At 68.2% G+C, this 11,896-nt stretch carries 12 protein-coding genes; 11 read left to right on the forward strand and 1 reads right to left on the reverse strand.

All coding sequences use genetic code 11. The features are described 5' to 3' along the window. Positions 1 to 57: 57 nt before the first annotated feature. From AB0K21_RS06290 to AB0K21_RS06325, 8 genes are all read left to right on the forward strand, one after another. Positions 58 to 843, forward strand: a complete 786-nt coding sequence (locus AB0K21_RS06290; protein WP_364148272.1) for an SDR family oxidoreductase — start codon at positions 58 to 60, stop codon at positions 841 to 843. After that, positions 840 to 2,168: a cytochrome P450 gene (locus AB0K21_RS06295; RefSeq protein WP_343983064.1), complete on the forward strand. Its 1,329-nt coding sequence runs from the start codon at positions 840 to 842 to the stop codon at positions 2,166 to 2,168. Before AB0K21_RS06290 ends, AB0K21_RS06295 begins: the two co-directional genes overlap by 4 nt. Continuing rightward, the gene (locus tag AB0K21_RS06300; RefSeq protein ID WP_343983068.1) at positions 2,165 to 2,368 is read left to right on the forward strand and encodes a ferredoxin; all 204 of its coding nucleotides are present in this window, start codon (positions 2,165 to 2,167) and stop codon (positions 2,366 to 2,368) included. Before AB0K21_RS06295 ends, AB0K21_RS06300 begins: the two co-directional genes overlap by 4 nt. After that, on the forward strand, positions 2,368 to 2,916 hold the full coding sequence (locus AB0K21_RS06305) for a hypothetical protein (RefSeq protein ID WP_030922986.1): 549 nt from the start codon (positions 2,368 to 2,370) through the stop codon (positions 2,914 to 2,916). Before AB0K21_RS06300 ends, AB0K21_RS06305 begins: the two co-directional genes overlap by 1 nt. After that, on the forward strand, positions 2,885 to 4,429 hold the full coding sequence (locus AB0K21_RS06310) for an aldehyde dehydrogenase (RefSeq protein WP_343983073.1): 1,545 nt from the start codon (positions 2,885 to 2,887) through the stop codon (positions 4,427 to 4,429). The genes AB0K21_RS06305 and AB0K21_RS06310 overlap by 32 nt, the downstream gene beginning before the upstream one ends. Beyond that, positions 4,429 to 5,157 (forward strand): SDR family oxidoreductase, encoded by a 729-nt coding sequence (locus AB0K21_RS06315; RefSeq protein WP_343983076.1) that lies wholly within the window; start codon positions 4,429 to 4,431, stop codon positions 5,155 to 5,157. Before AB0K21_RS06310 ends, AB0K21_RS06315 begins: the two co-directional genes overlap by 1 nt. Positions 5,158 to 5,218: 61 nt before the next feature. Beyond that, positions 5,219 to 6,067 carry an NAD(P)-dependent oxidoreductase gene (locus tag AB0K21_RS06320; RefSeq protein ID WP_343983079.1) on the forward strand — a complete coding sequence of 283 codons (849 nt, stop codon included), beginning with the start codon at positions 5,219 to 5,221 and terminating at the stop codon, positions 6,065 to 6,067. Positions 6,068 to 6,101: 34 nt separating this feature from the next. Further along, positions 6,102 to 6,428 carry a carboxymuconolactone decarboxylase family protein gene (locus AB0K21_RS06325; RefSeq protein WP_245651864.1) on the forward strand — a complete coding sequence of 109 codons (327 nt, stop codon included), beginning with the start codon at positions 6,102 to 6,104 and terminating at the stop codon, positions 6,426 to 6,428. Positions 6,429 to 6,565: 137 nt separating this feature from the next. On the opposite strand, the gene AB0K21_RS06330 is transcribed toward AB0K21_RS06325, so the two are convergent. Further along, positions 6,566 to 7,825 carry a nucleotide sugar dehydrogenase gene (locus tag AB0K21_RS06330; RefSeq protein ID WP_343983084.1) on the reverse strand — a complete coding sequence of 420 codons (1,260 nt, stop codon included), beginning with the start codon at positions 7,823 to 7,825 and terminating at the stop codon, positions 6,566 to 6,568. 340 nt (positions 7,826 to 8,165) lie between these two features. Here AB0K21_RS06330 and AB0K21_RS06335 point away from each other — a divergent pair, with 340 nt between their 5' ends. From AB0K21_RS06335 to AB0K21_RS06345, 3 genes are all read left to right on the forward strand, one after another. Next, on the forward strand, positions 8,166 to 9,122 hold the full coding sequence (locus AB0K21_RS06335) for an ice-binding family protein (protein WP_364148278.1): 957 nt from the start codon (positions 8,166 to 8,168) through the stop codon (positions 9,120 to 9,122). Positions 9,123 to 9,817: 695 nt separating this feature from the next. Continuing rightward, positions 9,818 to 10,078 carry a hypothetical protein gene (locus tag AB0K21_RS06340; protein WP_343983090.1) on the forward strand — a complete coding sequence of 87 codons (261 nt, stop codon included), beginning with the start codon at positions 9,818 to 9,820 and terminating at the stop codon, positions 10,076 to 10,078. Positions 10,079 to 10,332: 254 nt separating this feature from the next. After that, a complete protein-coding gene (locus AB0K21_RS06345; RefSeq protein WP_343983092.1) occupies positions 10,333 to 11,808 on the forward strand; it encodes an ice-binding family protein in 1,476 nt (491 codons plus the stop codon). The last annotated feature ends 88 nt before the right edge of the window (positions 11,809 to 11,896 follow it).

Raw genomic sequence — 11,896 nt, forward strand, 5'->3', positions numbered from 1 at the left:
TCCCCACCGCCCCCGATGACCGAGCCGTACGCGAGCCGCTGACCATGGAGGTTTCCCATGCCGAGAATTCCCCCGCATCCCGAGCGCAGGCCGGTCCTGGTCACCGGGGCCTCGTCGGGCATCGGCGCGGCCGTGGCCGTGGGACTGGCGGAGGCCGGGTATCCGGTGGCGCTGGGAGCGCGCCGGACGGCGATCTGCGAGGAACTGGCGGCGAAGATCCGGGCCGGGGGCGGGGAGGCGGTGGCGCTGCCGCTGGATGTGACCTCGGACGAGTCCGTCTCTTTTTTTGTCTCCGGAGCCGAGCAAGCGTTAGGTGAAATAGAGGTGGTGGTCACCTGCGCCGGAGAGGTGACGCCGGAGAACTCCTACCAGACCTCCACCCCCTCCTTCGAGGTTCAACTCCAGCTCAACCTCGTCGGCACCCAGCGGTTCGTGTCCGCGATGGTCCCCGCGATGGCGGCCAGGGGCCGCGGTGACATCGTGTTCGTCACCTCCGACGTCGTACGCCTGCCGCGCCCCCGGATGGGCGCCTACGTCGCCGCCAAGAACGGGCTGGAGGGACTGGCCAGGGCGATGCAGATGGAACTGGAAGGCACCGGGGTACGCGCCTCGATCCTGCGCCCCGGCCCGACGCTCTCCGGCATGGGATCCACCTGGCCCGTGGAGGTCCTGCAACCGGTCCTGGACGACTGGACGAGGTTCGGGCTGGCCAGACACGACCGCTTCCTCAAACCCCGCGACGTGGCCGCGGCCGTCCTCGCCGTCGTCTCCATGCCCCGCGGCGCCCACATAACCCTCCTCGAAATAGAACCCGAAGCCCCCCTGCGCGAAGGAGAGAGATGATTACCAGACCTCCGGCGGTGTCGGGAAGTGAGCACCTGGAGGAGTTGCGCACCGATCCGATCGCGCTGATGCGGCGGGTGCGGGAGGAGTGCGGGGACGTCGGCACGTTCGCGCTGGCGGGGCGGCCCGTCGTGCTGCTGTCCGGCGCGGAGGCCAACGAGTTCTTCTTCCGCTCCACGGAGGAGGACCTCGACCAGGCCGAGGCGTACCCGTTCATGAAACCGATCTTCGGGGAGGGCGTGGTGTTCGACGCCCCGCCCGAGCGGCGCAAGGAGATGCTGCACAACCAGGCATTGCGGGCCACCATGATGCGCGGGCACGCCGAGACCATCGAGCGGGAGGTCAGGGAGCTGGTCGCGCTCTGGGGCGACGAGGGCGAGATCGACCTGCTCGACTGGTTCGCCGAGCTGACGATCTACACCTCCTCCTCGTGTCTGATCGGCCGGAGGTTCCGCGAGCAGCTCGACGTGCGGTTCGCACGCCTCTACCACGATCTTGAGCGCGGTACCGACCCGATCGCGTTCGTGGACCCGTACGCCGACATCGAGTCGTTCCGCCGCCGCGACGAGGCCAGGGTGAGGCTCGTGGCGCTGGTCCAGGAGATCATGGACTCGCGCGGTCCCGCGGCGCGGGAGGACCGCGACCTGCTGGACGTGCTGCTCTCGGTCAGGAACGAGGACGGCACGCCGCGCTTCGGCGCCGACGAGGTCACCGGGATGTTCATCTCGATGATGTTCGCCGGGCACCACACCACCTCCGGCACCGCCGCCTGGACGCTCATCGAACTGCTGCGCAACCCGGCGGTGCTGGCGGAGGTCACCGGGGAGCTGGACGCGCTGTACGCCGACGGCTCCGCGGTGAGCTTCCAGGCGCTGCGCGAGATCCCGGTGCTGGAGTCGGCGATCAAGGAGGCGTTGCGGCTGCACCCGCCGCTGATCCTGCTCATGCGGGTGGCCAAGACACCGCAGCGGGTGTGCGGGTACGACATCGAGCCCGGTGATCTGGTGGCCGCCTCCCCCGCGATCTCCAACCGGCTGCCCGGCGACTTCCCCGCGCCGGACGAGTTCCAGCCTGGGCGCTACGCGGAGCCGCGCCAGGAGGACCTGGTCAACCGGTGGACGTGGATCCCGTTCGGGGCCGGCAGGCATCGCTGTGTGGGAGCCCAGTTCGCGATGGTCCAGCTGAAGGCGATCTTCTCGGTGCTGCTGCGGGACTGGGAGTTCGCCCCCGCCCAGCCGTTGGACAGCTACGAGAACGACCACAGCAAGATGGTCGTCCAGCTCCGGCGGCCCTGCGCGGTCCGCTACCGCAGGCGGGCCCGATGAGGGTCGTCCTGGATCCCGACCTGTGCCAGGGGCACGCCGAGTGCGAGTTCGCCGCCCCGGAGGTCTTCTCCGTGCCCAGACGCGGCGTGGTGGAGATTCGGCGAGACGCCCTGCCCGACTCTCTGCCCGACACCCTGCTCGACGCGGTGCGCGAAGCCGTGCGGAACTGCCCGACCCGGGCCCTGCGACTGGAGGACTGATGTATCCCCGCGAAGAGCTGGACGAGATGGTCCGGCTGTGGCTGTCGTCCAACCGGGAGTGCGAACGTCTCGGCGACTGGAGGCCGCTGGCCTCCCTCTACACCGAGGACGCCACCTACGGCTGGAACCTCGGACCCGAACTGGAGTTCATGGCCGTGGGCCGGCAGGAGATCCGCGACATCGCGCTCGGCCAGGAGATGGGCGGTCTGGACGGCTGGCGGTACCCGTACCAGAAGGTCCTCGTCGACGAGGTCGCCGGCGAGGTGGTCGGCTTCTGGAAGCAGGTCGCCGAGGCGACGCGCCCCGACGGCACGCCGTACGAGGTGGCCGGGATCGGCGGTTCGTGGTTCAGGTACGCCGGTGAGATGAAGTGGTCGTGGCAGCGCGACTGGTTCGACTTCGGCAACGCCACCGCGCTGTTCGTGGAGATGATCCAGGCGGGCGTGCTGACCGACGGCATGAAGCGCCGGATGGAGCGCGCCGGCGGCAGACCCGACGGCTGGTACCGGCTGGGCGGTGCTCCCGTCGCTCTCTGGGACCGCCCGTGAGCCGCCGGCCCGGCCGCGCGCCGCGCCGGGTTCCGGAACGGGCCGCGCCGCCCTCCGGGCGCGTGCCGGAGCGGGCTCCGGCCGTAAGGGGGCGGCGATGAGCGGCCGGTTCGCGAGCGTCAACCCCGCCACCGAGGAGGTGGTCGGCGAGGCCCGCGACGGGACACCCGCCGACATGGACGCGGCGATCGGCGCGGCGCGGGAGGCGTTCGACGCCGGGGCGTGGTCCGCCGACCCGCGGCTGCGTGCCCGCTGCCTGCGCCAGCTGCGGGACGGGCTCGTCGCGCACGCCTCCGAGCTGCGGGAGCTGACGGTGGCGGAGGCAGGTTGCCCGGTCTTCCTGACGTACGGCCCCCAGCTGGACGCTCCGGTGGCGGATCTGGGCTGGTTCGCCGACCTCGCCGAGTCCTATGAGTGGTCGCGGGACCTGGGGGTGGGCGCGCCGATGGGCATGACGTCGCGGCGTACCCTGCTGCGCGAGCCCGCCGGAGTGGTCGGCGCGATCACCCCGTGGAACTTCCCGCACCAGATCAACCTGGCCAAGCTGGGCCCGGCGCTGGCGGCGGGCAACACCGTGGTGCTCAAACCCGCCCCCGACACTCCCCTGGTGGCCGAGTTCATGGCGCGGATCGTCCAGCAGGAGACGGACTTCCCGCCGGGCGTGCTGGGCGTCGTCACCTCCTCCTCGCACGCGCTCGGCGCCCAGCTGGTCGCCGACCCGCGGGTGGACCTGGTCTCGTTCACCGGTTCCACCGCGACGGGCCGCTCGGTGATGGCCTCGGCGGCGGCGACCGTGAAGCGGGTCTTCCTGGAGCTGGGTGGCAAGTCCGCCTACATCGTGCTGGAGGACGCGGACATCGGTTCGGCCGCGGCGATGGCGGCCTTCGCGGTGGCCACCCATGCCGGACAGGGGTGCGCGATCACGACCCGGCTGCTGCTGCCCCGGGCGCGGTTCGACGAGGGTGTGCACGCCGCGGCCAGGACGCTGGGCAAGCTGGGGGTGGGCGACCCCGCCGACCCCGGGACCGTCTGCGGACCGGTGATCTCGGCCGCGCAGCGGGACCGGGTGGAGTCCTACCTGCGGCTGGCCGTGGACGAGGGCGGCGCGTTCGCCTGTGGCGGCGGGCGGCCACCGGAGCGGGACAGGGGTTTCTGGATCGAGCCGACCCTCGTCGTCGGGGTGCCGAACTCAGCGAGGGTCGCCCAGGAGGAGATCTTCGGCCCGGTACTGGTGGCCGTGCCGCACGACGGGGACGACGACGCGGTGCGGATCGCCAACGACTCGCCGTACGGGCTGTCGGGCGCGGTGCACGGGGGCGACGAGGAGCGCGCGCTGGCGGTGGCCAGGCGGCTGCGGACCGGAACGGTCGGCGTCAACGGCGGGCAGTGGTACGGCGGGGACGTGCCGTTCGGCGGTTACAAGCAGTCGGGGGTCGGCCGGGAGATGGGCGTGCTCGGCTTCGAGGAGTACCTGGAGAGCAAGGTCGTCGCCACCCCTCACGGAGGTCAGTGATGCGTTTCGAGAACAGGGTGGCGATCGTCACCGGCGGCGCGCGAGGAATCGGCGAGGCCTACGTCCGCGCCCTGGCGGCCGAGGGCGCGAAGGTGGTGGTGGCCGATCTGGAGACCGAGCCGGGCGAGCGGGTGGCCGAGGACGTCGGCGGGGTGTTCGTCAGAACCGACGTGGCCGACCCCGAGTCGGCGAGGGCGATGGCCTCGGTGGCCAGGGAGAGTTTCGGCAGGCTCGACTACCTGGTCAACAATGCCGCGATCTACGGCGGGATGAGGCTGGACTTCCTGATCACCGTGGACTGGGACTACTACCGGAGGTTCATGGCGGTGAACCTGGACGGGGCGCTGAACTGCGTGCGCGCCTGCTATCCGCTGATGGGCGAGGGCGCCTCGATCGTCAACCAGTCGTCGACCGCCGCGTGGGTCTACTCCGGGTTCTACGGCCTGGCCAAGGTCGGGATCAACGGCCTGACCCAGCAGCTCGCCCACGAACTCGGCGGCATGGGCATCCGGGTCAACGCGATAGCCCCCGGCCCCACCGACACCGAGGCCACCCGGGCGGTGGTCCCCGAGGGCTACCGCAAGCGGATGGTCGACGACCTGGCGCTCAAGCGGCTCGGCCGGCCCGAGGACCTGACGGGGATGTGCCTGTTCCTGCTGTCGGACGAGGCGGGCTGGATCACCGGGCAGATCTTCAACGTGGACGGCGGGCAGGTGATCCGGTCATGAGCGGCGCGACATGGGCGCAACCCCGATCGAGTGACCTTCGAATCAACAAGGGGGTTCTCCATTGAGACTCGGATTCATCGGGCTGGGGCAGATGGGCGCGCCGATGGCCACGCACCTGGCCGACTGGCCCGGAGGGCTGCTGGTGCACGACATCAGGGCCGAGGCGTGCGCGCCGGTGGTGGAGAAGGGCGCGCGGGCCGTACCGGACCCGCTGGAGATCATGGCCGAGGCCGATCTGATCGAGGTGATGGTCCTCGACGACGAGCAGGTACGCCAGGTCGTGCGTGCCGGACTGCCGGCCGCGAGGGCGGGCACGGTGGTCGCCGTCCACTCGACGATCGCCCCGTCCACCGCCGAGGAACTGGCGGCCGAAGCCGAGCCGTACGGCGTGCACGTGGTGGACGCCCCGGTGAGCGGCGGCTTCATGGGCGCCCACCAGGGCAGACTGGCGGTGTTCGTGGGCGGCTCCGAGGAGGCGGCCGAGCGGTGCGAGGAGCCGTTCGGGCGCTGGGCGGAGCTGGTGCTGCACGTCGGCCCCGCCGGGGCCGGCACCAGGGCGAAGCTGGCGCGCAACCTGCTGCACTTCGCGTCGTTCGCCGCGGCGGCGGAGGCGCAGCGGCTGGCCGAGTCGTGCGGGATCTCGCTGAAGGCACTGGCGCGGGCCGTCAAGCACTCGGACGCGATCACCGGCGGCCCGGGGGCGATCATGCTGAGGAAGACGACGGGACCTGTAACGCCGGACGATCCCTGGTACGACATATTGCTACATGTTAGGACTCTGGGGGAGAAAGATCTTACCCTCGCACTGGAACTGGCACAGGCCAGAGGGGTGGAGACCCCCCTGGCCGCCCTCGCCCTCGAACGGCTGGCCGACGGACTCGGAGTGCCCCATGAGCGATCACACGAATGACACTCCTGACCGCCGGAGGCGCGGATTGGAGATCATGAAACAGGTCTACGGCTGGGATCACGTCGGGGACGGTCCTGGCGACTTCTTCGGGATGACCGTCGAGCACCTGTTCGCCGAGGTGTGGTCCAGGGAGGGGATCTCGACCCGCGACCGGCGGCTGCTGCTGGTCGGCCTGCTCGTCGGGCAGGGCATGGACGATGTCGTCGGGCTCCAGCTGGACGCGGCGCTGAGGACCGGTGACCTCACCCCCGACGAGCTGCGCGAGATCGTCATCTTCCTCACCCACTACGCCGGGTGGCCCCGGGGGGCCAAGCTCAATGGCCAGGTCGAGGAGTTGATCGCCCGCGTCATGAAGTCCTAGCCCTCGCGGAGCACCGGCGGGGCCACCGTCGTCGCCCTTCTCCCGGCCCCTCGGGGCCGGGATTCCCCGCGCCACCGACGCGCCGCCCCATGGGAGACGCGCGGCGGGGCACAGTGGGGCACGGTGGGGCACGGTGGTCACAACCTCTCGACGTTGGGCCCGCGGCAGCGGTTGCGGGTGTCGAGGACGAAGCCGCTCGCCCGCTGGACGAGCTCGTAGTCGAAGCGGTCGTGGTCGGTGAGGACCAGCACCACGTCCGCCGCCGCCAGCTCCCGCTCCGAGAAGGCGACGACCTCGACGCCCTCCGGCAGCAGGAAGCAGTCCACATGCGGGTCCGCGGCCCGCACGTCCGCGCCCAGCTTGCGCAGGCCCCTGACCACGTCGATCGCGGGCGACTCGCGGCAGTCTCCGGCGTTCTTCTTGTACGCGAGGCCGAGCGCGAGCACCCGGCTGCCGTTGACCGGCTTGCGCAGCCGGTTCAGTGCGAGGCCGACCCGGTGCACGACATGCTCCGGCATGTGGTCGTTGATGTCGTTGGCCAGCTCCACGAACCGGAAGTTGTGTCCCAGGCTGCGCTTGACCTTCCAGGACAGGTACGAGGGGTCGATCGGCAGGCAGTGCCCGCCGACCCCGGGCCCCGGAGTGAAGCGCAGGTAGCCGAACGGTTTGGTCGAGGCGGCGTCGATGGCCTCCCAGACGTCGATGCCGAGCTGCTGCGCGAAGATCGACAGCTCGTTCACCAGAGCGATGTTGACATGCCTGAAGGTGTTCTCCAGGAGCTTGCACAGCTCGGCCACCTGTGGCGAGGAGACTGGTACCACCTCGCCCACGATCCTCGCGTAGAACGCCCTGACCCTCTCCAGGGACGCCCCGTCGATCCCGGAGACCACCTTCGGCGTGTTCTCCAGGCGCCAGCGCGCGTTGCCCGGGTCGATCCGCTCGGGGCTGTAGCCGAGGTGGAAATCGCGCGGCGCGCACAGCCCGGAGCCGTCCTCCAGCAGCGGCAGCAGATATTCCTCGGTGGTCCCCGGATAGGTGGTGGACTCCAGCACCACCGTGGCGCCCGGCCGCAGCAGCGGGGCGAGCGACTCCCCCGCCGCACCGATGTGGCGCAGGTCGGGAACGCCTTCGCGCAGCGGCGTCGGCACGGTTATCACGCAGACGTCGAACCCCTCGGCGTCGGCGTAGTCGGCGCTGGCCAGATAGCGCCCCGACCGGTGGGCGGCGGCCAGCGTCTCGTCACCGACGTCCTCGACGTAGGACTCGGCGGCGTTGAGCCGTTTGACCCGCCACTCGTCCAGGTCGATCCCCACGACGTCGAACCCCGCGTCGACCGCCCGCATCGCCAGAGGCAGGCCGACGTAACCCTGGCCGACAACGACCAGCTTCTCTCCCATGTCAGGACCCCCGTCACTTCAAGTGATATATGACCTGACTGTAGGAGCCGAGTGTTCTCACAACATTGATTTGGGCCCCTGGGCGTGTCGCCTCCGCATTTCACGGGTCCGCCGCATGTCGATTCAGGATGGCGAGAACGACAACAGTAAGGTCGATTTCTCAGGTGCACATCGATTTCAAATTACCAGACAAAGGGACAATTTTATGATAAATAGTGATCGCCCTCGCGCTCTCCGTCGGAATGGCCTCAGCCCCTACCTGGAAGCGGCTCTCGCAGTCGTCCTCACATTGGGCGCACCCCTTGTGATGCCACCCAGCGCGAACGCAGACATACAGCCGGTGACCCTCGGGCAGGCCGAGGACTGCGCGGTCTTGGCCGGCAACGCGGTCACAAGCACGGATCTCACCACGATCATCGGTACGGTCGCCTTGAGCCCGGGCATCACGATGACCGGCTTCCCACCGGGGGTAGTGCGCGGAGAGGTGCACAAGAACGACGCAGCGGCGCAGCAGAAAAAGGCCGACGCGGTCGCCGCCTACAACGACGCGGCCGGGCGGACGCCCACCGCCACCATCCCGCCGAACCTTGGAGAAGGGGCGACCATCACGCCGGGTGTCTACGACACTCCCGGAGGCGTCTTCGAGCTAGCCGGGACGCTCACACTCGACGCTCAGGGCGACCCGGACGCGACCTTCATCTTCCAAGCCGATTCCGCGCTCAACACGGCAAAGACCAGCAACATCGACCTCACGAACGGCGCCCAGGAGGACAACATCATCTGGCAGGTCGGCGATTCGGCGACCCTGGGGGAATACTCCACCTTTCGGGGGACCGTCCTGGCCCTGAACGATGTCAAGGTGATGACGGGCGCGGCGATGCACGGCCGTGCCATGGCGCTGAACAACGTGGTCACCTTGAACGGCACGACCATCCTGCCGGCCACCCAGATCATGCTGCCGGACGCCCCAGAGACCGACACGTCCCTCACCTCGTCGTTGAACCCGTCTCGACTGGGGGATCCGGTCACCTTCGTCGCCGAGGTCAGCGGGGACTTCCATGGGGTCAGCCCCACCAACACAGTGCTCTTCAAGGACGGCTCCGTCGTCATCGGCTCGGCCATGCTCGACGACCTCGGCGTCGCGACGTTCACGACCGCGGAACTCACCAAGGGCGTGCACCCCATCACGGCTGTCTACGTGGCCGGTGGCACCTCCGTCGGCGAGGCCTGGGTCGACTTCGCCCCGAGCGAATCACCCGTGGTGAATCAGCAGGTGCTCGACCCCGGGACGACATAGATCAGCACCTTTTCCCGACTCCGGCGTTCTCGGATCGTGAGATCGGGGATGCCGAACGGGACAGCGCCCGCCGACTCCGACGGCACCACCAGCCGCCTTGCCGTACCCCAGAGCCGTCGGCACCCGTTCCGGTGCGCCGACCGCCCACTGGCCGACGGACACGGCAGAGTCAACGACAACGAGGCTCCGCAGGAACAGGCGCCATTGACGATCACCTGTTCGCGGGGCCTCATGACGTCTTGCCCTGCAGGCGACTCGTGACCCGCACCGCCATATCCGATGTCTCATCAGCCGGGCACTCCGGAACCACGGCATGCGCCTGTGCCTGGACCTCGCCTCCCGCGGTGACCGGATAACGGCACAATGGCGCGCGTTCACTAAATGAGTTGAGATCACGAAAGATACCGACCAAACGGACACCTTTTATCTCGGCGTGTCGTTTGTTTGCCCCAATCGTAACTTCGATCAAGCATCACCACTTCATGAATGGGCATCTCTCGTTTGCGCCGCCATGCAATGCGGTGACTCGAAAATCCGATTTTTGCCGCAGGGAGAACCCATTGATTCCTCGCAGGAACACGGCGGTCGCCGCATCGGCGACAGCCTGCGGAACACTGGAATCCCCGCGAGAGTGCGCCCCCTGATCACCTTGAGCGCCCTGGCCGGGCAGGCGGTCATCCCAAGCGGATTCTCTCATGAAAACAATCAAAGACACTGTAATCCGCCAAAAAATCCTGAGGCTGGACGGCGAACCCACTCAGGACACTGGCCACGGAAGATATCTGCAGGCGAATCCTGCTTTAAACAAGCGTTGCTGGAATTCGACCCGCGATTCACTGCGGACACGTAACGACATCGTCAAAGCCTTGTCCGCCCTCATGAGTCGCGGCGCCTTCAACGGAAACCAAGATGCCAGGTCGGCGTTTCTCGCCGCCGGTATCTTTAATTTTTATTAAAAACAGCGACCGACCGGGCAGAAGTAAGCAGGGATCGCGAGGTTGATCCTTAATGTACGGACTGCACGCAAGGTCCGACACCTGAGATCACCGGAGAGTTGACTCCCATGTCCAAACCCCATTACAGCCCACCCGAGCAACCGGCCGGTACGACTTCGCCGGCACAGCTGAAGCGTGAAACCGGTCACCGCGGCTTTCTCCGGCGGAGCGTCGGTCGCTCTTGGCCTGTAGTACTGCTGACAACCGTCCTGTCGATGGGCGTGATCGTCGGAACGCCACACAGCGCGAACGCGGATCAGGCACCGGTGAGTCTCGGCGACGCCGCGCCCTTCGGCGTTCTGGCCGGGAGCGCCGTGACGAATACGAATCTCACGGCGATCACCGGAGACCTCGGAGTGAGTCCGGGCATCTCGGTGACCGGATTCCCACCCGGCACGGTGAGCGGAGCCATCCACGCGGGCGACGCTACGGCGTCCGGCGCCAAAGCCGACCTGGTCGCCGCCTACAACGACATCGCCGGGCGGACACCTGTCGTCACCGTACCGACAGAGCTCGGCGGCACGACCAAAACTCCGGGCGTCTACAACTCCGCCGACGGCACCTTCGGAATAACCGGGACGCTCACACTCGATGCCGACGATGATCCGGACGCGGTCTTCATCTTCAACGCGTCCACCCTCTCCGCGGCAAACGTCAGCAACATCAACCTTGTGAACGGCGCCCAAGAGGACAATGTCTTCTGGCGAGTCAGCGGCTCCGCGACGCTTGGAACGTTCTCCACCTTCCGGGGAAACGTTCTGGCGCTGACATCGGTGACGGTGAGCCCCGGCGCCACCATCTACGGCCGCGCCTTCGCGCTCAACAACACGGTCACGCTCCAAGGCGCCAGTGACCCACCGGCAACCCGTATCAGCGTGCCGAACAACCCGCCGACCACGACAACCCTGACCACGTCGGCCAACCCCTCCCAACAGGGGCAACCGGTCACCTTCACCGCCGTGGTGAGCCCGGTCACGGGCTCGCTCGTCCCCCAGGGCGAGGTGGTCTTCAAGGATGGCTCGACCGTCATCGGCTCGGGCTGGCACGACAACTCGGGCCCCGCCACCTTCACGACCTCGAGCCTGGCCGCCGGGCAGCATTCGATCACCGCCGTCTATCTCGGCGGCGACACCCCCGACGGTGAGGCCATCGTCCATTTCGCCCCGAGCAGCTCGCCCGAACTGGTCCAGACCGTGCGGACCAGCCTGTGGGACAACTCAGCGGTCCCGGCCACCCGGTCCTACCTCGATCCCAAAGCCAGTACGGCCGGCGTGAAATTCAAGGCGACCACAGCCGGGACCGTCAGCGGCGTCCGTTTCTACAAGGGTTCGCAGAACACCGGGACGCACGTCGGAGGCCTGTGGACCGGCGACGGCCAGCTGCTCGCGAGCGCGACCTTCACCAACGAGACCGCGTCCGGGTGGCAACAGGTGGACTTCCCCACACCCGTGAACATCGCCGCCAACACCACCTACATCGCCTCCTACCACAGCACATCCGGCTTCTATTCGGTAACAAGGCCCTACTTCACCACGCAATACACGAACGCCCCGCTCCTCGCGCCCGCGAACGGCGCGGAAGGCGGAAACGGCGTATACAAATACGGCGCCACGAACTCCTTCCCAACCGACGCCTATCTGGCCAGCAACTACTGGGTGGATGTCGTGTTCACCCCTGCGAATAACTCTTGAACAACGCGGCGGTCCCGGCCGTCCAACGTGATCCCGCCTCCAAGGCCGTCACGCTCGGCATCGAATTCAAAACGACCACGGCCGGAGC

The sequence above is a fragment of the Streptosporangium sp. NPDC049248 genome, assembly GCF_040678965.1.
Taxonomy (GTDB): domain Bacteria; phylum Actinomycetota; class Actinomycetes; order Streptosporangiales; family Streptosporangiaceae; genus Streptosporangium; species Streptosporangium fukuiense.